Source organism: Streptomyces sp. NPDC088157 (assembly GCF_044741545.1).
GTDB lineage: Bacteria > Actinomycetota > Actinomycetes > Streptomycetales > Streptomycetaceae > Streptomyces.
In genome coordinates, this window is sequence record NZ_JBIUSU010000003.1 from 71,758 (window position 1) to 92,266 (window position 20,509).

Below are 20,509 nucleotides of genomic sequence, written 5' to 3' on the forward strand. Positions count from 1 at the left end.
GGTGAGAGCCAGGCCTGGGCGAAATGTTGTCAATAGTTTGTCGTCTCCCGCGGTCGGGACTGTCGCTCACCGTTCGGACGTGGGCAGACTCTTGCGACGCCGAAGGACCTGGGGGGCAACATGCTGTACGTGCGATTACTCGGACCTGTCGAACTGGCCGCGCCGGAGCGGACAACCGAGGTGGGGCCACCGCAACGGCGGGCCGTGCTGGCGGCGTTGGCCGTGGACGCGGGCCGACCGGTGACAGCGGACGTGGTGATCAGGCGGGTCTGGGGCACGGACCCTCCGGAGGGGGCCCGCCGCTCGGTGTACTCACACATCGCCCGCATCCGTCAGCTCTGCGAGCAGACGGGTGACGCCGCCGGCGAACGTCTGCGGCTGATGCGCCGGTCCGGCGGATACGTGCTGGAAGCCGGCCGGGAGCAGGTCGACGTGCACCGCTTCCGGCGCATGGTCGGCCAGGCACGGACGGACACGCTGCCGGACCCGGCGCGGGCGTCACTGCTGAGCGAGGCCCTCGGCCTGTGGCGCGGTGATCCGCTCAGCGGACTGGACGGACCGTGGGCGGAGCAGACGCGCGAGGAGTGGCGGCGGGAGCAGGTGGACGCGACCATCCACTGGGCCTCCGTCCGGACGCGTCTCGGCGACCCCGACGCGGCGATCGGCCCACTCTCCGCGCTCCTGGGCGAACATCCGCTGGTGGAGCCGCTGGCGGAGGCACTGATGCGGGCTCTGTACACCGCCGCTCGTGGCGCGGAGGCCCTGGAGTGCTACGCCTCCGTCCGGCAGCGGCTGGCCGAGGAGCTCGGGACGGAACCCGGCACCGCGCTGCGCGAAGTCCACCGGCTCATCCTGCGGGGACAGGAGCTCGGGCCCGCCGCCCCGGCACGTCCTGCGGCGGCGCCCCACTCCCATCCGCAACGGAGCGTCGTTCCCGCTCAACTGCCGGGACGGGTACGCGGCTTCACCGGCCGGGACGCGGAACTGTCGCGGCTGGACGCGCTTCTCGATGCGTCGCGGCCATCGGCCCCCGTGGTGATCTCGGCGGTGTCGGGCACAGCAGGGGTGGGAAAGACCACGCTCGCCGTGCACTGGGGGCACCGGATGCGCAAGCACTTTCCCGACGGGCAGCTGTATGTGAACCTGCGCGGCTTCGATCCGAGCGGGGCGTCGCGGGACCCGGCCGAGGCGCTGCGAGGATTCCTGGACGCCTTCGAGGTACCCCCGGCCAGGGTCCCCACGGGTGTGGACGCACAGGCCGCCCTCTATCGCAGTCTGCTGGCCGACCGGCGCGTACTGGTGGTGCTGGACAACGCCCGGGACGCCGAACAGGTACGGCCGCTGCTGCCCGGCGCGCCCGGCTGCCTCGCGCTGGTCACCAGCCGTAACCGGCTCACCAGCCTGGCGGCGGCCGAGGTCGCCCATCTGCTCGCCCTGGACGTGCTCACCCCCGCCGAGGCCACCTCCATGCTGGCCGCCCGGCTCGGTGCCCCCCGCACGGAAGCCGAGCCCGCCGCCGTCGCCGACATCGTGACCCGGTGTGCGGGTCTGCCGCTGGCCCTGGCCGTCGTGGCCGCCCGTGCCGCCACCCAGCCGCGCATCCCACTCGCCACCCTCGCCGACGAGCTGCGTGACACCGGCGACCGCCTGGACGCACTCGACGGCGGTGATCCGGCCAGCCAGGTACGAGCCGTCCTCTCCTGGTCCTACGACGCCCTCAGTCCCGCCGCCGCCCGGCTCTTCCGGCTGCTCGGGCTGCATCCCGGGCCCGATGTAGGCGCGCCGGCCGCCGCGAGCCTGGCCGGTCTGCCGCCCGCACGGGTCAGGGCGCTGCTGGCCGAACTGATACGGACGCATCTGCTCGCCGAATCCGTGCCCGGCCGGTACTCCTTCCACGATCTGCTCCGCGCCTACGCCGCGGAACTGGCCCATGCCCAGGACGAGGAGGACGACCGCCGTCACGCGACCCACCGGATGCTCGACCACTACCTGCACACCGCTCTGGGGGCACAACGCCTCCTCGGGCCGCCGGCCGACCGGATTCTCCCCCACCCGGCCCAGCCACAGGTTGCTCCCGAGCAACCGGCCGACCGTGAGGCCGCGATGGCCTGGTTCGCCGCCGAGCACCCCGTTCTCCTCAACACCGTTCACCAGGCCTTCGAGACCGGCTTCGACACGCACGTCTGGCAGCTGGCAGCGGCGCTGACCACGTTCCACCAGCGCAGAGTGCTGTGGTCCGAGTGGACCGCCGCCCACACCGTCGCCTTGGCCGCGGCCCGCCGAGTGGGCGACCCGGCGGCGGAGGCGTGTGCCCGGCGCAACCTCGGCAACGCCGCCTCGGCTCTCGGGCGGCAGGCCGAGGCCCGCGTGGACCTCGAGCGCGCCGCGCAGCTGTACCGGGATCTCGGCGACCCGGGAGGCGAAGCGCACGCCCGTCTCGCCCTCGGCCGGGTCTCGACACGCCAGGAACTTCGCACCGAGGCACTGGACCACTCACGGCGGGCGGTGGAACTCTTCGGCGCCGCGGGCGACCGCGCCTGGCAGGCGATGGCTCTGAACAACGTCGGCTGGGACCAGGCGGAACTGGGCCATTACGAGGAGGCCATCGTGCACGGCAGGCAGGCGCTCGCCCTGGTGGCGCAGACCGGCCACACCTCCGGCGAGGCCCACACCTGGGACACCCTCGGTTACGCCCATCATCATCTCGGCCGGCACGACGAGGCCGCCACCTGCTACCGACAAGCCGCGGCCCCCTTCCACCAGTTGGGAGACCGCTACTTCGAGGCGGACATTCTCGCCCACCTCGGTGACACCCACCACGCCGCCCGCGATCGCGACGCCGCCCGCAGCGCCTGGACCCGGTCCCTGACGCTCTTCGAGGAACTCGACCATCCCGACGCCGAGGCGCTGCGGGTGCGACTCCTGCACCATCTCGGCAAGGACCCTGCCGACACCGTGCTCCCGGAGCGCGCCTGACGATGCCCCCACCGGCGCACACGGGCGGATGCGCAGGTGAGGGCGTCGTGTCCACGGCCCGCTGAGCGGAACCCGGCGTGACAAGCGCCTGGCACCGCGCCACGCTTTCGGACCACCTGACGGTTCTGGCGAGCGCCCCGGCCGCCCACTCGGTCGCCCCACTCGGTCGCCACGCCCTTGATGGAAAGCGGGGATGAAGACCATGGAGACCTCCGAATTACTGGAACTGCGCGTACTGGGCCCGCTCGAGGCCGTCGTGCACGGCCGGCCCGTGGCTCTCGGCGGCCCTCAGCCGCGGGGCGTCCTGGCCCAGCTCGCGGCCGTGCCCGGCCGGACGGTGAGCATGTGGGTGCTGGTGGATGAGTTGTGGGGTGCGCGCCCTCCGGAGGGCGCGCACCGGACCGTGCGCACGTATGTCTCGAGGCTGCGCGCGGCCCTGCGCCACGCAGGCGGAGCCGACGCGGCGACGGTGCTGGTCACCCGCCCGGCGGGCTATCAACTGCGGGTGGATCCGACGGTCGTCGACGCTGTGCGGTTCGAGCGGTTGGTGGCATCGGGCCGACAGGCCGTGGAGACACGGCCCCGGCTCGCGTTCGAGCAACTGACCACCGCACTCGGACTGTGGCGTGGCGATGCCTTCGCCGAGTTCCGCCACGTCCCCGCGATCGCCGCGAAGTCGACGCAGCTGGAACAGCTCCGGCTGTCAGCGATGGAGACCCGGATCGAGGCCGCGCTAGCCCTGCGGCTGGAAGCCCAGGCGGCCGTCGAACTGGAGGGGCTGGTCCGGGCCCACCCCACACGGGAACTGCTGTGGGGCCAGTTGATGATCGTGCTCTACCGTCTCGGACGGCAGGCTGACGCCCTGGCAGCGTTCCGCACAGCCCGGGCCGTGCTGATGGACGGACACGGGGTCGACCCCTCGCCGGCCCTCGCCGAGATCCATCGGCGCGTCCTCCGGCAGGATGCCGCCCTCAACCGCGACTGGCGTGCGCCGCTGCCGGAACAGGCCCTGCACGGCTCATCCGGTGAGAGCTGACCGCCTCGGGGCGCGGGAGACACCCGCGCCCCGACACACGACCGACCCGACCGACCGAGGCGATGGACCGACCGACGCGATGGACCGACCGACGCGACCAGGGCGGCCAAGTCGGCCGATGGTCAGGAGACGATGATGCGGACGAACGCGTTCACGGAGTCCAGGCACTGGTTACCGGTGCCGTTGTCGTGCGCGGTGTAGCCGTTGTCCGAGTAACCGTCGTCCTCGTAGCCCAGTTTGAGGCTCCCGCCCCGGCCTCCCACCACATACGGCCGTCCGACCACGTTCACCAGCCGCGCCAGGTCGCCCGTCGCCCCCGGAACGGTGATCAGGCCGTGGTAGAGGTCGCCGTCCGAGGCCGGATCGACGTACCGCTTCCAGGTCAGTCCGTGGCCCCCGGTCTGCACACAGCCTCCCGCGGTCACGGTGACATGGTCGCCCGGAAGGAACGAGAAGGGGTATGTCGTCTCCCGCTGGGTCACGACCGGCTCGGTGATCGTGCAGTCGATGGGCAGTGTGGTGCCCGAACAGCCGGAGCTGTAGATCACGTTCGCCGCCGCCGTCGTCGCGGGCACCCGGCTGACGTTGCGGTTGACGGACGGCCCGGGGTGCGAGGCCGCGGCCGCCGGTGCAGTGCCGGTGGCCGAAGCGGAGGCGGAGGGCGCCGTACTCGCCGCGGCGCCCGCGGCCAGGGCAGCCGCGGCGACGACGGTCATCACGCGCTTTCTCATGCTGGATCACTCCTCGAGAACGGGGGTTTCGCCGGTGAAGAAGTCCGATGGACCTCGACTCCCCTCATCCTGGCGAGGGCCGTCCACAATCCGTTCGCAGCTCGTCGACACCCCTGGTCGGGCGTGGGGAGGAAGACCGGCGACTCATGAGGTCGCCCGGCGCCCCCTCCCCGACCTCGGCCGACCAACCCGCGAGGCGCGGCCTCCTGTGCGCTGGACGGCGAGCTCGGCCGGAAAGTGACCGAGCGGCCGCCGAAGCCGACGTCGATCCCGTCGTCCGTGGAGGTGACCGACCGCAGGCACACCCCTTCGTGGAGGTTCCACAGCCGGACGCGCTCCGCCAGGGCCTGTCGAGCAGCGCGTTCAGCGGTGGGACGAGCCGGGCTCGCGCCACTTCCCGCCGTCGAGGGCGGGCCGCCGGGCACCGTCCCCGCAGCCCGCACCTTGCGGGCTGCGGGGACGGCTCTGCGGGACGGCGTTTCGCACGTCCTCCGGTCCTGCCGGGGGTTCTAGGCTCGGCCCGTGGGACAACCTGAACAGCACGCCGAGATCACGGGACCGTTCACCACCCGGCTCACCTGGCACCTTCCCGACGGCGGCACCGCCGTGTGGGAGTCCCGGCTCGCGCGGCGGCGTGGGATGCTCTCCGTCCGTCCCCTCAGCGCGGCGGCAACTCGTCACATCCGCGCGGACGCCGTTTCCCTCACCCGACTGCGCCGACTCAACGCCATCGCCGCGATCGCCTTCGTCATCGGCGGCGCCCTCTTCGCGGCCGGCGCGGCCGTCGCCCAGTTCGGCTCCGGCGACGCCACCGAGTGCGCCTCCCTCTACTTCGCGGGCGGCCTGTCCTTCAGCACCGGCGGGTACGCCTCGCTGCTCCAGGTGATCAACGCACCCCGGCACGTCGCCGGCGGCGAAGGACGGCTGGTCACCCGCCACTGGCGATGGTGGAGCTACGAGCCGACGCGGGTGGACTGGCTCAGCACCTTCGTCCTCTTCGCCGGGACACTCGTCTTCGCCGTCGACCTGCTGGACTCCTTCCTTCAGGGCCTGACCGCCCAGCAGGTCAACCGGCTGATCTGGACGCCCGACGTGATCGGCTGCGTCCTGTTCCTGCTCTCCGGCCACCTGGCCTTCGTCGAGGTCTGCCACGGTCGGCTCCGCGTCCAGCCGCACAACCTCGGCTGGTGGATCGTCGCCGTCAACCAGCTCGGTTCCGTCCTGTTCATGGTCTCGGCCCTCGCTGCCTACACCCGCCCCGCCACCGGCAGCCTGGTCAACGCCGACATCGCCAACTGGGGCACCCTCACCGGCGCCCTGTGCTTCTCCGTCGCCGGCATCCTCCAACTCGGCGAACACCCCTAGGCGCGCGACGAGGTGACGCCGATCAACCGCTTCACCGGCACCGGCGCAGTGCTCTTCGCGAAGCCTGTCGGCGGTAGCCCTAGTTCAAGGATGAAACGATTCCGAAGGGCGATCGGACGTGGCGCAGCACCCGGGCAGCCGGCTGTGCCGTGTGCGGTCGCGCGCAGGGGCCGGCTGCCCTGCCGCGGGCGCCGGCCCGGAGCAGAGCTAGCTGCCCATCGGGTTCAGGCGGCGGGGCGGGCATGCACGCTGACGGCATAGCCGCCGCCTGGACGGTAGGGCTCACCGGCCCAGGTGGCGAACCGCTGCCGCAGCGCCAGTCCGGCCTCGGAGCACCAGCGATCGAAGTCCGCCACCGTCACTGTGGGCTGCGGCAGTGGCAGGTGTTCCGCGTCCAGGCCCATGCCGGTGATCAGCAGTCCGCCGGGGCGCAGTACGGCGGCAAGGTGCCGCACAACAGCCGGTTCGGTACCGGGGGCCAACAAGGGGATGACGTTGCCGGCGGCGAGCGCCAGGTCGAAGCCGGGTTCCAGACCGAGGCTGTCCAGGTGCGCCAGGTCACCCTGGATCCATTCCTGCGTGGGGGCCTCGCGGCGGGCGACGGCGAGCATGGAGCGGTCGACGTCCACGCCCGTGCAGAGGTGACCCAGCTCGGCGAGGCGGATCGCGATCCGCCCGGTGCCGCAGCCGGCATCGAGTATCCGGGCGGCAGGCTTCAGCAGCGCGTCGCAGAAGGCGGCCTCGCCGTGAACGTCATGGCCTGATTCAGCGAGCCGCGCAAACCGCCGGGCGTACTCCTCTCCGGCCTGTCCGCCTGTCAGTTCCGCCCAGCGGTCGCGTTGGCTGCTCATGGTGTGCGTGCCTTCCGGTAGAGACGACGACGCCGTCACGCCCATTCTTCTTCCTGGCCGCCTCCCGCGCGGCGCACAGCACGACCCCAGCGAGATCGGCGCCGCGGACACCCCGCTCGCCCACGCCTGCGCCCCAGGGCGTGGGGCGGTGTCACCTGTCCCTCGACGGAGTGCGAGCTCCCTGGCCATGACCTGGTACCCGCGGTGGGTGGCGGTGAGCCGGCTGAGCTGGGCGTGCCGGTGCGGGGCGTTGTACGACGACAGCCGGTGCCTCACCCAATTCCTTCCGCGCCGCACCCAGCACGTGGGACGGAGACGCGTCGGCCTTCCGAGCTGCCGGAAACCGTGGCTGGTGCCGAGTCGCCGCCGCCGGTGGAGGCGTTGACCGGGCTGCGGGGGCGAGTCAGGTCGCGGAGTCGAGGCGTTCGCGCTGTTCGGCGGTCAACTCCAGTGACACTCCCGCAATCGCCTCCTCCAGCTGTTGGACCGTGCTGACGCCGACGATCGGCGTGGCGGCCGGGTTCCCTCCTGTCAGCCACGCCAGCACGACCCGGTTGCGGTTCGTGCCGGTGTCCGCGGCGATCTCGTCGAGCGCTGCGAGGCGGCGGGTCGTGCCTGGGTGCTCGTACTCCGTCGGCAGCGGCTTGTCCGCGCGGGTGTAGCGTCCGCTCAGCAGCGGCGTGTAGGCCCACAGGGCCATGTCCGGGTGGTGCTCCAGGTAGTGGAGCACCTCGTCGGTGACCGCGCCGAACCGGTGCACCACGGTGGGCCGGGTCGCGGGGCGCGGTTGCAGGTAGGTGTGGTGTTGCTGCACCGCGGTGAAGCCGGCGCCGCCGTGCGCGCGTGCGATCCGACGGGCCCGTTCGATCTGCCAGACGGGGTAGTTGGAGCAGCCGAGTCGGCCGACCGTGCCGGCGGACACCAGCTCGCCGAAGGCGGCGACCGTCTCTTCCAGTGGTGTGGCCGGATCGGGCTTGTGGGCCCAGTACAGCTCGACGTGGTCCGTACCGAGGCGTCGCAGGCTCCCCTCGATCCCTTTTCTGACGGTCCCGGCGGAGAGGCCTTCGGCCGTCTCAGGGAAGCGGCCGGCCTCGGTCGGTTCGCAGCCCACTTTGGTGCTGATCCTGACGCGGTCACGGACGCCCGGGCGGCGTGCCAGCCAGCGCCCGAGCAATGTCTCGCTCTGTCCGCCGAAGCCGGTGGGATCGGCCCAGAACGAGTAGCAGTCGGCGGTGTCGATCCAGACGCCTCCGGCGTCCACGAATCGGTCGAGGAGTTCGTACGATCGGCGCTCGTCCTGGACCGTGCCGAACAGCATGGCCCCAAGAGCCAGGTTCTCAATCATGCTGATCACGGTATGCAGATTCGGATCGGCGCTACGCTCCAATCCTGTGACCGTTTCCCAGACCAATCTCGCCTGGGCGACGCTGCTGGACGTCAGCCCTCGGAAGCACGGCCGGCGGCGCCTGCACGATCGCCTGGCTCACGCGCTGCGCACCGCGATCCGGGACGGCCGGCTGCCGGAGGGCGCCGCCGTGCCACCGAGCCGAGCGCTCGCCGAAGAACTCGGCTGCTCCCGCTGGGTCGTGACGGAGGCGTACGGGCAGCTCGTCGCGGAGGGCTACCTCTGCGCACGGGTGGGTTCCGCCACGCGTGTGTCATGGTCACCGGACACCGATCCGCCGCGGTCTCGCGCGGGGCGCGCACCGGAGCGGACACCGATCCGGTACGACCTCGCGCCCGGCCTGCCCGACCTGCGGGCCTTTCCGCGCCGCCGCTGGGCGGACGCCGTCCGCACGGTCACCGGCTCCGCCGTCCACTACGACCTCGGCCTGCCCGACCCCGCCGGCCACGCGGTGCTGCGTACCACCGTCGCGCAGTACCTGCGGCGCTCACGCGGCGCGGACGCGCACGCCGAGTCCGTGTCCGTGTGCGCGGGCGTCACCGACGCTCTGGTCCGGACGTGCCGGGCGCTGCGCGCCGAGGGGTTCACCGATCTGGCGGTGGAAGACCCGGGCTGGGGGCGGCTGCGGGAGGCAGCGGCGAGCGCCCGCCTACGCGTGCACCCGGTGGCCGTGGACCACGAGGGCCTGCGCGTCGACGACCTGGCGCGGACGCCGGCCCGGGCCGTCGTCGTCGGCGCGGCACACCAGTTCCCCACCGGCACGGTGCTCTCCCCGGCACGCAGAGCGCGTCTGGTGCGCTGGGCGCGCGAGGTGGACGGCTTCGTCATCGAGGACGACTACGACGCCGAGTTCCGCTACGACCGCCATCCGGTCGCGGTCGTGCAGGGGATGGATCCGAGCCGGGTCTTCCTCCTCGGCTCGGTCAGCAAGACGCTGTCGCCGGCCCTGGGCCTGGGCTGGCTGGTCGCGCCTGCCGCGATGGCCCCGGTGCTCCGGGCAGCGAACGCCGTCGCCGCCGCGCCACCGGTGCTGGACCAGCTCGCGCTCGCCACGTTCATCGACCGCGGGTGGTACGACGCCCATCTGCGCGCGTCGCGGCGGCGATTCCGCTCCCGCCGCGACCTGCTGGTCCGCACTCTCGGCGCCCAGGTGCCGGAGGGCCGGGTCGCCGGCACCGCCGCCGGGTTGCACATCCTGCTCCACCTGCCGGACGGCTCCGACACACAGGCGGCGGTCCGCTCCGCGACCACCGCCGGTCTGCGTCTGGCGGACATCGGCGACTACCGCGCCGAGCCGTCGACGAAGCGCGCGCTCGTCCTCGGGTACGGCAACATCAGCGACACGGACATTCCCCCGGCCATCGCGCTCCTCGGCGAAGCGTTGCGTTCGGCCGTCCCGCGGTCTGGGCTCGACGAGGGCAGCTGAGGACACACGTTGCCCGGCGGACGAGCGCGGCAGACCTCGACGACCTCACGCCCGAAGGAGAGCAGCGGATGTCGGCGCGGCCTCTGCGCGGTGCCGCACCACGCCGATCATCGGCGGTGCTCAGGTGTGTGGCGGGGCGCTTCGATGCGGTGGTGAAGCGCCGACGCCGTGGCGTGGGCGTCCGTGCCGGGCGGGTGGTGCGCGGCCTGGGGGAGACGGAGCGAGGCGAAGGCTGTCACGAGTTGGTCGACCAGGGGTGCTGCGCAGGGGTGGGGGTCGCGGCGCGGTGTGATCGTGTAGATGCCGCGAGCCGGGGGATCGACGAGGGGCACGGTGGTGACGTCGGTGCGCAGCGCGCCCGTCAGCACCCCGGGTATCAGCGCGATGGCGTGACCGGTCGCCACCAGTGCCAGCTTGCCGTGCAGATCGGCCGCCGTGAGGTCGATGCGGGCACTGACTCCGGCACGGGCCGCGTGCCGGCGCAGGAGCACCGCGGAGCCGTCGTTGTCCTCGACCCAGGTCTGGTCGGCCAGCGTCCGCATGTGAACCGGGCTGCGCCCGGCCTGCGGATGGCCGACGGGCAGTACGACGACCATGTCGTCCAGCCCGAGGAACCGTCGCACGACCCGTGAGTCGTTCGGCAGCCCTGGCGGTGCGTCGGTGACGACAGCGACGTCGAGATCACTGGCGGTCACGCGGTCGTGCAGTTGTGCGCTCAGGCCGGGGAGCAGGCTCCACGGGATGGCTCCTGCCTGCTTCAGCAGACCCCGGATGGCCTCGGGGACGATTCCCGCGGCGAGAGAGGGCGTGGCCCCGACGGCCAGCGGTCGCTCGACCGCCCCGTCGCGAACCTCTCGTACGGCGCGAACGGCACGGTCGGCCTCGGCGAGCGTGACCACGGCGTGGCGCCGGAACACCTCTCCCGCAGCGGTCGGACGCACACCGCGCGCATGGCGCTCCATCAGAGTGACGCCGAGCTCCCGCTCCAGGCCCGCGATCTGCCGGGAGACGGCCGACTGCGTGTGATGGAGTTCGGCGGCAGCCGCCGACAGCGATCCGAGCTGACATACCGTCACGAAGGTTCGCCACACGGTCAATTCCATGAAGTGAGTATGCCCGGTCGGTGTGCGAGTACCGCATGGCAGCCCTGCGGGACATGCGCTTGTCGCAGGCATCGCGGTGCACCACTCTGGCGTGCATGACCACACCTCACACGATCGCCGTCCTCGGTTTGGGGCGCATGGGCGGCGCGATCGCGACCCGTCTCGCCGCCCAGAACTGGGACGTCGTCGGCTGGACACGCTCCGGACGCGCATCGGGCTCCGTCAGGAGAGCCGGCGATCCGAACGAGGCCGTGGCGAAGGCCGACCTGGTGCTCCTGGCGGTGTTCGACGGTCCGGCCTGTGCGCAGGTCCTCGACGACGTCCGTGGCTCACTGCGAGCGAATGCGATCGTGTTGAACACCAGCACCGTCTCCCCCGCCGAAGCGGCGAGGCTGGCACGGCAACTCGGCGAGTCCTACGTTCACGCGCCCGTGCTCGGTTCTGTGCCCGCTGCCGCCGCCGGCGCCCTACGCATTCTCGCCGCCGCCGACGACGACGCACTCGAACGAATCCGACCGGTTCTGGACACGCTCGGCACCGTGCGGCGCGTCGGTGACGCCTCCACCGCCGCTGCGCTCAAGTTGATCGCCAACAACAGCCTCTTCGGCGCCCTGTGCGCACTGCGTGACTCACTGCGGCAGGCCGACGCCCTCGGCCTGCCCCGTACCCAGGTGCTGGACGTCCTGGAACTCGGCCGGCTCGGTGGGCTCGTGGCGCGCAAACGCCCCTTCCTCGCCGGACAGGCGACCGCCGTCACGGCCGAGTTCACGATCGGGGCCCTGGCCAAGGACATGGCGCTGCTGGCCACCGCGTCGAACACCCCGCTGCGCAGCGCAGCCGGCCTCGGCGACACCCCGGCCGACCTTGACGCCGACATCGCCGTCGCCGCCACGGCCCCTGCCGTGGAGGACGCCGTGCTCGAACCGCTCCGCGCCTACATCCGCGGACACGCCACCGGCGACTCCACCCACTTTCGCGACGCGTTCCTGCCCACCGCCCACATCGAGGGAATCCGGGACGGTGCCTTCGTTTCCTGGACCCTGGACGAGTACCGCGCCCTCTTCCACGGCCGGCCGGCCCCGGACGAACCGACCCGCTCCCGCCGCATCGACGCCATCGACGTCCACGGCACGGTCGCGACCGCAACCATGACGCTCCGGCACGGCTCGGACACGTTCACCGACGTCTTCCTGCTGGTCCGCGTCGACGACAACTGGCGCATCGCCAACAAGGCTTACCACCGACGCTCCTGAGAGAGGCGGGATCCGGCGAGGCGACCCCGCCGCGAACACCCCGCTTCTGCGAGCCGTCCCGCTGGGCGGGTCGGAGCGGGCGGGCCCTTGAAGGCGCCGGCCGGCTCAGTGGTGGCCGGAGTCGAGGATCCCGTGGAGCCTTCCCGCTGTGGTGACAGAAACCTTGGACAAGCCTCACCATCCCGGCTCGGAAAGCATTTTCATGCTTCCGCTCGGGATCCGGGCGCCAGGGGAAGGCGGATGCCGGCGGCCACCGAGGAAGCCTTCGACCACTGTCGCCAAAGATCGTCCTGCGGTTGCCGGGATCCTCGGCAGCCCCGACCAACAGCTCCCGCATCTCCCCTTCGAGCGGGAACCCGGACGCGGGTACCGGCGAGATTGCGACAATCGAGCGGACCCGCGAGGGGGCGTCCAGCGACATCAGCCGGGCCGCCTTGCCGCCCATCGAGTGACCGATGACCGAGAAGGCGTCCCAGCCGCGGCCGTCGGCCACCGCGAGGCCGTCCGCCGCGACCTCCTCCATCGTGTACGTGCCCAACGGCGTAGTCCGCTCGTCAACGTCGTCGACCAGCCGCCAAGGGCCCTCGTCGCCCACCTCGTTGTCCGGGTCGGTCGCCTCGTTGTACGGGTCGATCGCCCCGCCCGCCTCAGGCACGCGCCCGCCTCGGACACCCCGCAGTGCCACGCTGTAGTGCACGAACCGCGGGACTTCGTCGCCGGACCGGACGCCGCGGAAGGCCTGCTTCAGTTCGCCTGTCATTACCACGTAAGAGCCGCGCGCGGGGGCCGAACGGGCTGCTGGGGCGCGCGATGGCGTCAAGACACCCGTGGGCGGTCAGTGATCGTGGATCAAGTCTCAAAGCTTCAACACAAATTACACACACCCTCTCTTCATACCGGCCCCGATGGTCTAGATTGACCATGCTTCAGCTGTTCGGACACAAGGCGACCCATAATGATCTAGAGGCGACCCATAATGATCTATAGGTCCGGCGCTACGGAAAGCCAGCAGTCACGTCCCCTGCGCCAGACGCGGGAATGATCAATTCTTTGTAGCCCGAGAGGGCCTTGGGTGCGGGGATCACCCGAGGTTTCGACGGGTTCGCGCGCACCTCGAGAGTCCGGCAGGACATACGAGTCCGTCGCCGCCAGGGTGGGTCTTCAAGTAGCTCTGCAACAGCCGGGATGTCATACGCCGGGGGCGTGAGCCTGCCCGGAGGGAGGAACAGCGCGGTGCGGGAGGCCGGGGGGCCTCCCGAGGGGAGGAACAGTGCGGGAGGCGGGGGCCTCCCGGGGGGGAGGAACGGTGTTGGGCGAACACGTCGAACCGCTCGGGGACCTGAGGGGTTCTGTGCGGCAAGGGGAATTGGTCAGCCCATTTCCGACGACGCGCGAGCGTCTGACGAACGGGGCAATCAGCCGGCCCGCGATCGACTGGGAGCAGCGGTACCGCCGTGCCGTGATCACCAGCGATACCGTGGCCACCGCCTTCGTGGTGGCGGCGATCGGCAACTTCTTCGGGGCCCGGGACGCGGCCAACTGGCATGAGAAGTGGGGAATTCTCGCATTCGGCACCGAGCTGCTGGTGCTGGGGGCACTCGCGGTGAGCCGGTCGTGGGCTCCGGCCGTTCTCGGCCAGGGCGCCGAGGAATTCCGTCGGCTCGGACGCTCACTGTTCACGGCGACCGTCGTACTGGCGCTCGGGGGGATCGCCCTCACCTCGCGCAACATCAAGCTCTGGATCTTCGTCGCGATCCCCGCGATCGCGCTGGTCACCATGACCGCGCGGTATCTGCTGCGCCTGTCGCTGCACAAACAGCGGAAGGAAGGACGGTGCCTGAGACCGGTACTCGCTGCCGGGAGCCCGGACACCGTGCGCGACCTGATCACCCGGACCCGCAAGTTCCCGCACCTCGGCTGGCGGGTGGACGCCGTGTGCACGACGGACGGTCTCGGGCTCGACGGAAACCAACTGGACGGAGTGCCGGTCGTCGGCCGACTGGCGGACGTCGCGGGCCACGTCCACCGCGACGGCTACCGTGTCGTCGCGGTCACACCGGACGCGCACTGGTCACCTGACCGGCTGCAGCGGCTGGCCTGGAACCTCGAAGGCAGCGACGCCGAGATGGTCGTGGCCCCCGTTTTGATGGAGGTGGCCGGCCCGCGGCTGCACGTCGACGCGGTGCTCGGGATCCCACTGCTCCGGGTCAGCATGCCGACCTTCAGCGGGGGCCGCCGGGCGGTCAAGGGTGTCGTCGACCGAGTAGGCGCAACGATTCTGCTGATGCTGTTCGCGCCGCTGATGGTGTTCGTCGGACTGCTCGTGCTGGTGGACAGTCGGGGTGGGGCGTTCTACCGCCAGCGCAGGGTCGGCAAGGACGGCCACGAGTTCACCATTCTGAAGTTCCGCACCATGGTCGCCGGGGCCGACGGGGCGCGTGCCGAGCTGGCCGACCGCAACGAGGGAGCCGGCCTGCTGTTCAAGCTCCGCCGGGATCCGCGGGTGACCCGGGTGGGAACAGTGCTGCGCCGGTACTCGATCGACGAGCTCCCGCAGCTTTTCAACGTGCTCACCGGATCGATGTCGCTCGTCGGTCCGCGGCCTCCGTTGCCGGAGGAGTCCGCTGCGTACGGCCCGGACATCCGGCGCAGGCTGCTGGTCAAGCCCGGACTCACCGGCCTGTGGCAGATCAGCGGACGCAGCGATCTGTCGTGGGAGGAGGCGGTCCGGTTGGACCTGCGGTACGTGGAGGACTGGTCGCTCGCCCTGGACACAGTGATCTTGTGGAAGACGCTGCGTGCGGTGCTCTACGGGCAGGGGGCCTACTGATGCGCGGGGATCGTCGTCCGGTCGGCTCGCGGAGCGCAGGCCGAAAGGGCCTGCCTGGGGGGAGGAACGGGTCATGAGAGTCAGCGTTTTCGGGCTCGGCTACGTGGGCTGTGTGTCGGCCGCGTGCCTGGCCAGCATGGGTCACGAGGTCATCGGGGTGGACGTCAACCAGGTGAAGGTCGACCTGGTCAACGACGGCAAGGCCCCGGTGGTCGAGGAACGGATCGGCGAGCTCATCGCCGAGGTCGTGCGGACCGGAGCGTTGCGCGCTACCGACGACGTCCGCGAGGCGATCATGGACAGCGAGGTGTCGTTGGTCTGTGTGGGAACGCCGTCGGAGCCCAACGGCAGCCTGTGCACGACGTACTTGGAGCGGGTCACCGAGCAGATCGGCGCCGCGCTGGCCGAGCGGGGTGGACGGCACACCGTCGTGTTCCGCAGCACCATGCTCCCGGGCACCTGCCTGAACCTGCTGGTACCGATCCTGGAGAAGTACGTCGGCGGGACGGCCGGGGTGGACGTCGGGGTCGCGGTCAACCCGGAGTTCCTGCGCGAGGGCACGAGCGTGCAGGACTTCTTCGACCCGCCCAAGACCGTCATCGGCGAGCTCGACCCGGCAAGCGGCGATGCGGTGATGGCGCTGTACGACGGCCTGCCCGGCGAGGTGTTCCGGGTGCCGGTCCCGACGGCCGAGGCGATCAAGTATGCGGACAACGCGTTCCACGGCCTCAAGATCGGCTTCGCGAACGAGCTGGGCGCGGTGTACCAGGCGCTCGGGGTGGACTCGCACCAGGTGATGGACGTGTTCCTGGCCGACCGCAAGCTGAACATCAGCCCCGCCTACCTGCGGCCCGGCTTCGCCTTCGGTGGGTCCTGCCTGCCCAAGGACCTGCGCAGCCTGGTCCACGCGGCGCAGCGGGCCGACGTCTCGGTGCCCATCCTCTCCCATGTGCTGCCCTCCAACTCCGACCATCTGCAGCGCGCGGTGGAGCTGGTCGAGCGCACCGGCAAACGCCGGGCGGGCCTGTTCGGGCTGTCCTTCAAACCCGGCACCGACGACCTCCGCGAGAGCCCCCTCGTCGAGCTGGCGGAGAGACTCTTCGGCAAGGGCTACGACCTGAAGATCTACGACGCCAACGTGAGCCTCTCCCGGCTGCTCGGCGCGAACCGCGAGTACATCGAGACCCGACTGCCGCACCTCGCGCAGCTGCTCGCGGACTCCGTCGAGGAGGTGCTCGAGCACGCCGACGTGATCCTGGTCGGGACCAGGGATCCGGCCGTGCTGGCGGCGCTGCCCCATGGCGACCGCCCGGTGATCATCGACCTCATCCACCTTCCCGACGCCGACGCGCGCCGGGCCGAACCGGGGTACGTGGGCCTTGCTTGGTGACGCGACCAGGGGCGACCGGCCGGACCGGCGGGCGCTGATTCTGGTGGAGAACCTGTCGGTGCCGTTCGACCGGCGGGTGTGGCAGGAGTGCACGACGCTGCGCGACGCGGGCTGGAAAGTTCACGTCATCTGTCCCCAGGGGAGCAAACGGGACACGGAGCCGGAGGCCGAGATCGACGGGGTGCGGATCCACCGCTACCCGTTGCGCGCGGCCACCGGAGGGCCGGCCGGCTACCTGCGGGAGTACGGATCGGCGTTGTGGCACACGGTCCGGCTGGCCCGAAAGGTCGGCCCGGTCGACGTGGTCCACGCCTGCAACCCGCCCGACCTGCTGTTCCTGCCGGCTCTGTGGCTGAAGCGGCGCGGAGCGCGGTTCGTCTTCGACCAGCACGACCTGGTACCCGAGCTGTACCTCTCCCGGTTCGACCGCGGCGAAGATCTGCTCTACCGCGCCGTGTGCGCGCTGGAACGGCTGACCTACCGGGCCGCGGACGTCGTGCTCGCCACGAACGAGAGCTACCGGGACGTCGCGGTGCGCCGTGGCGGTCAGCGGCCGGCGGACGTGTTCGTGGTGCGCAGCGCGCCCGACACCGACCGGTTCCACCCCGTGGCGCCCGAGCCGGAGCTGAAGCGTGGCAAGCCTCATCTGCTGTGCTACCTCGGCGTCATGGGCCCACAGGACGGCGTCGACTACGCGTTGCGGGCCCTGGCGAAGCTGCGCGACGAGCTCGGACGGACCGACTGGCATGCGGTGTTCGTCGGCGCCGGCGACACCTTCGACGCGATGGTGGAGCTGTCCCGGCGGCTCGGGCTCTCGGAGCAGGTGCAGTTCACCGGGCGCATTCCGGACGCCGACCTGGTGCGCTACCTGTCCACCGCGGACGTGTGCCTCTCCCCCGACCCGCGCAATCCGCTCAACGACGTCTCGACCATGAACAAGGTCCTTGAGTACATGGTGATGGGCCGGCCGATCGTCTCGTTCGACCTCCGGGAGGCACGGGTCTCCGCCGGTGACGCCGCCGTCTACGCACCCGCCAACGACGAGGGCCAGTTCGCCAAGCTCATCGCGCTGCTGCTGGACGATCCGGAGAAGCGGGCCCGGATGGGCGAGATCGGCCAGGAGCGGATAGGCGGGCCGCTCTCCTGGCGGAACTCCCAACGATCCCTGCTGTCCGCCTACGCCGCTGCCTGCCGTGACCACGCCCCGACGTCGGTGGGCCACACGACCGTGCAGGGAAGAGGCCGCTCCGTTGAGCGATGACACGATACGCCTGGTCACGATCGGGCGGATTATCCGTCGGCGCTGGCGGCTGCTCACCATGTTCGCCCTGGTGGGTGCGCTCGTCGGATACGGCGCCTCCACGCTGTTTCCGCCGCGCTACACGACCTCGGCATCGGTGCTGCTGCCGGGGACGTGGGAGGAGCGCGAGCTGCTGACTCAGACGGAGGTGGCGACCAGTTCGGTGGTGGTCGACCGCGCGGCCGCCACGCTCGGCTGGACCGGGGTGAGCGGCAGCGACCTGCGGGATCAGGTCAGCGCCAAGGCCACCGACGGGAACATCATCAAGATCTCCGGCACGGCCGACTCCCCGGAGCGTGCACAGCGGCTCTCCGACCAGGTGGCCAAGGAGTTCGTCTCCTACGCCATGCGGATCGCGAGCGAAACCGCCGACCCGGAGGCGGCGGAGGAGCTCGCCGCGCTTCAGCAGTCGGTGGAGGACACCAGCCGCCGCATCAGCAAGCTGGCCGACGCGACCGATCCGGGGCAGAGCGTGGAGAGCGTGCAGACCCGCACCGAGCTGGAGAAGCTGCGCACCGCGCTGCGGGAGGCCATCGGCACCATCAAGGAGGCCGACCCGGCCGACGACGAGGCGAAGAACATGGTCGTCATGGGGTCGGCGGCCCGGCCGACCGGCGAGGCACCGCCGACGAGGGCGCAGCTCATCGCGGGCGGAGCGCTGCTGTTCTTCCTGTTCGCGGTCATAGGCCATCTCACCGCCGCGCGGATGAGCCGCCGGCTGCGCGGCGAACCGGAGATCACCGCGGCGCTGGGCTCGGCGCTGCTGGGCAGCGTCGACGTACCCGTTGAACGAACCACGCACCGGCCGGAAGGCCGTGGCCTGCGGGCTTTGATCCGCCGGCTGCTGGGCCTCGACGTCCGGTGGGACATCCCGGCCCCGCAGACGTCCGGCGACGAGGCCAGCAGGCGGATCCGCTACCGGCGGGTGTGCTCCCGCCTCCGCGACCAGTTGTCGGCCCCGCAGCGGCTCCTGGTCGTCTTTCCCGACGGTGACGAGATCGCCCGCCGGGCCGCCGGGCAGCTCGTCGTCGAGGCCGGGAGCGATCCGGTGCTGCGAGCGGTGGCGGTCTCGGTGTCCCGGCCGATGGTGCCTGACCGCGGCCACGAGTCCGGTGCCCTGGTCGTGGTCAGCGCCGGCAGCTGGACCGCGGCGGAGCTCGCCGGCGTCGCCGAGGCGTGTGCGGACGCCAAGCACGCGGTCGTCGGCATCGTCCTCGCAGGCCCGGTCCGTGCCACGCGGTCGGCCGACCACCCGCGGCATTCCGCCGTACCGGCGCTCGCGAGCTTCGACGGCGAACTGGACGACGCGACAGGAGTCACAGGGTGACGACGAGTACGACCGCGGAGTCGTCGGCCGCCGCTCCGCTGCTGGATCTTCAGGCTCTGGTGGCGGCGGTGCGCAGGCGGCGCCGCCTCTGGTCGTCCCTCGCGCTGCTGGGGCTGCTCGCCGGCACGGCGGCGGCGTTCCTGCTGCCGCAGCCGCCGACCGCGGTGACCAAGATTCTGGTCGCGCATGAGGAGGACCAGCCGAACGACCCCGGAACGCTGATCCGCACCGACGTCGCACTGCTGCAGACCACACGGATCGCCGACACGGCCCTGAAGTCCCTCGCGTCCCAGGAAAAGGCCGGGGACTTCATGCAGGACTACAGCGGTACCGGTTTGACCAACAACGTGCTGCAGATCACCGTGACCGGTGACAGCGACGCGGAAGCGGTGGCCCGCGCCAAGGCGTTGGCCGATGCGTTCGTCGCGGACCATGTGAAGCGGATACAGGAGGCCTCGAAAGCCGAGGCCAAGGCCCTGCGCGACCAGCGTGACCAGTTGAAGGGCCAACTGGCCCAGGTCAACAAGACGATCGGCGAGGGAACCGAGGCGAGCGGGCCGGGGTCGTCGGCGGACCTGGAGTCCCTCTACGCCCGCCGGGCCGAACTCACCTCGCAGATCACCGATTTCAGCCAGCGCGCCGCGGAGGCGAGCATCGGCACGCCCCGGCTCGTCGCCGGCACGCAGATCGTGGACGCCCCGTACGCGGTGCGGCACTCCCTGCCCAAGGCCGCTGCCACCGACGCCGTGATCGGGTTCTTCCTCGGGCTCTTCCTCGGGCTCGCGGTGGCCGCGGTCGGCGCGGTGGTGGCAGACCGTCCCGTGCTGCGCCGGGAGATCGCCGCGAACCTCGGCGCCTCGGTCATCGTCGAGCTGCCCCACCGGTCGGGCGGGCGATGGCAGCGCCGCCGGGTCCGGGCGGCACGCGAACGGCTCATCGGGTCCCTGGCCCGCACCGTGCGCGGCTCCGCGGAACCCGTATCGCTGCTGGAACTGGGGTGCGCGCGCAACACGAGCGTGATCGCCCTGGACCTCGCCAGGGCGCTGGCGGCGGAGGGGCCGGTGGTCGTCGTCGACGGTCTGCCCGGCCGACAACTCGCCGGCCGCCGCCCGAAGCCGGGTGACCCGGCCGTGGTCACCGGCGAGCGTGCCGCGGCCGTGTCGCCCGAGGAGCGCCGGCTCGGCGTCGGCTCGGTGGCGCCCGGCGCTGCGTGGACCGATCTCCAGTACCTCGGCACGCAGACCGTTCTCGTCGTGCGTGCCGGGCACGGCAGCGCCGCATGGCTGCACACCGTGGCGCGACAGCTCGCGGACCAGCGCATCGCGGTGATCGGTGTGGTGCTGATCGACCCCGACCCGCGTGACCGGACCGACGGCACGCTGTGGAACGGGCTGCACACCGCGCTGCGCGGCCACGAGCGGCCGGCCCGGCAGAACGGGACGGGACGGCGGGGGACGGAGCGGCCTCCGACGTGGGCGGCACGGGTCCCGGACAGCGACCAGGAGGTGCGGTAGGA

General features: G+C 71.4%; 14 protein-coding genes and 1 pseudogene. 10 read left to right on the plus strand and 5 right to left on the minus strand.

Annotated features, from left to right (window positions below; all coding sequences use genetic code 11):
• Window positions 1-120: 120 nt before the first annotated feature.
• Complete coding sequence (locus tag ACIPFH_RS11650; RefSeq protein WP_401825277.1) at window positions 121-2,976, plus strand: BTAD domain-containing putative transcriptional regulator; 2,856 nt, start codon at window positions 121-123, stop codon at window positions 2,974-2,976.
• A gap of 193 nt (window positions 2,977-3,169) precedes the next feature.
• Entirely contained in the window at window positions 3,170-4,012 is an 843-nt protein-coding gene (locus tag ACIPFH_RS11655; RefSeq protein WP_401825279.1) for a BTAD domain-containing putative transcriptional regulator, read from the plus strand.
• 122 nt (window positions 4,013-4,134) lie between these two features.
• Here ACIPFH_RS11655 and ACIPFH_RS11660 read toward each other — a convergent pair whose 3' ends face one another.
• Window positions 4,135-4,743, minus strand: coding sequence for a hypothetical protein (locus tag ACIPFH_RS11660; RefSeq protein WP_401825280.1), 609 nt, complete (start codon window positions 4,741-4,743; stop codon window positions 4,135-4,137).
• A 522-nt stretch (window positions 4,744-5,265) separates the two neighbouring features.
• Between ACIPFH_RS11660 and ACIPFH_RS11665 the strand changes: the two genes are divergently transcribed.
• Window positions 5,266-6,108 carry a hypothetical protein gene (locus tag ACIPFH_RS11665; protein ID WP_401825282.1) on the plus strand — a complete coding sequence of 281 codons (843 nt, stop codon included), beginning with the start codon at window positions 5,266-5,268 and terminating at the stop codon, window positions 6,106-6,108.
• A gap of 224 nt (window positions 6,109-6,332) precedes the next feature.
• Here the strand turns inward: ACIPFH_RS11665 and ACIPFH_RS11670 are convergent, their stop codons facing one another.
• Both ACIPFH_RS11670 and ACIPFH_RS11675 read right to left on the minus strand, forming a co-directional pair.
• Window positions 6,333-6,959: a class I SAM-dependent methyltransferase gene (locus ACIPFH_RS11670; RefSeq protein ID WP_401826810.1), complete on the minus strand. Its 627-nt coding sequence runs from the start codon at window positions 6,957-6,959 to the stop codon at window positions 6,333-6,335.
• 403 nt (window positions 6,960-7,362) lie between these two features.
• On the minus strand, window positions 7,363-8,304 hold the full coding sequence (locus ACIPFH_RS11675) for an aldo/keto reductase (protein ID WP_401825284.1): 942 nt from the start codon (window positions 8,302-8,304) through the stop codon (window positions 7,363-7,365).
• Between the two features lie 46 nt (window positions 8,305-8,350).
• Between ACIPFH_RS11675 and ACIPFH_RS11680 the strand changes: the two genes are divergently transcribed.
• Window positions 8,351-9,790: a PLP-dependent aminotransferase family protein gene (locus ACIPFH_RS11680; RefSeq protein WP_401825286.1), complete on the plus strand. Its 1,440-nt coding sequence runs from the start codon at window positions 8,351-8,353 to the stop codon at window positions 9,788-9,790.
• Between the two features lie 107 nt (window positions 9,791-9,897).
• Here ACIPFH_RS11680 and ACIPFH_RS11685 read toward each other — a convergent pair whose 3' ends face one another.
• Window positions 9,898-10,893 (minus strand): LysR family transcriptional regulator, encoded by a 996-nt coding sequence (locus tag ACIPFH_RS11685; protein ID WP_401825288.1) that lies wholly within the window; start codon window positions 10,891-10,893, stop codon window positions 9,898-9,900.
• Window positions 10,894-10,988: 95 nt separating this feature from the next.
• Between ACIPFH_RS11685 and ACIPFH_RS11690 the strand changes: the two genes are divergently transcribed.
• On the plus strand, window positions 10,989-12,146 hold the full coding sequence (locus tag ACIPFH_RS11690) for a nuclear transport factor 2 family protein (protein WP_401825290.1): 1,158 nt from the start codon (window positions 10,989-10,991) through the stop codon (window positions 12,144-12,146).
• Here the strand turns inward: ACIPFH_RS11690 and ACIPFH_RS11695 are convergent.
• Complete coding sequence (locus ACIPFH_RS11695; RefSeq protein WP_401825292.1) at window positions 12,070-12,906, minus strand: alpha/beta fold hydrolase; 837 nt, start codon at window positions 12,904-12,906, stop codon at window positions 12,070-12,072. The genes ACIPFH_RS11690 and ACIPFH_RS11695 overlap by 77 nt on opposite strands.
• 591 nt (window positions 12,907-13,497) lie before the next feature.
• Between ACIPFH_RS11695 and ACIPFH_RS11700 the strand changes: the two genes are divergently transcribed.
• The 5 genes and pseudogenes from ACIPFH_RS11700 (at window position 13,498) to ACIPFH_RS11720 (ending at window position 20,507) form a co-directional block, all read left to right on the plus strand.
• Window positions 13,498-14,976 carry a sugar transferase gene (locus ACIPFH_RS11700; RefSeq protein ID WP_401825294.1) on the plus strand — a complete coding sequence of 493 codons (1,479 nt, stop codon included), beginning with the start codon at window positions 13,498-13,500 and terminating at the stop codon, window positions 14,974-14,976.
• A gap of 73 nt (window positions 14,977-15,049) precedes the next feature.
• A complete protein-coding gene (locus tag ACIPFH_RS11705; RefSeq protein ID WP_401825296.1) occupies window positions 15,050-16,366 on the plus strand; it encodes a nucleotide sugar dehydrogenase in 1,317 nt (438 codons plus the stop codon).
• A pseudogene (locus ACIPFH_RS11710) lies at window positions 16,356-17,620 on the plus strand (glycosyltransferase family 4 protein). The gene ACIPFH_RS11705 and the pseudogene ACIPFH_RS11710 overlap by 11 nt, the downstream one beginning before the upstream one ends.
• Window positions 17,617-18,993 (plus strand): Wzz/FepE/Etk N-terminal domain-containing protein, encoded by a 1,377-nt coding sequence (locus ACIPFH_RS11715; protein WP_401825297.1) that lies wholly within the window; start codon window positions 17,617-17,619, stop codon window positions 18,991-18,993. The pseudogene ACIPFH_RS11710 and the gene ACIPFH_RS11715 overlap by 4 nt, the downstream one beginning before the upstream one ends.
• Complete coding sequence (locus tag ACIPFH_RS11720; RefSeq protein WP_401825298.1) at window positions 18,990-20,507, plus strand: Wzz/FepE/Etk N-terminal domain-containing protein; 1,518 nt, start codon at window positions 18,990-18,992, stop codon at window positions 20,505-20,507. The genes ACIPFH_RS11715 and ACIPFH_RS11720 overlap by 4 nt, the downstream gene beginning before the upstream one ends.
• Window positions 20,508-20,509: the final 2 nt, after the last annotated feature.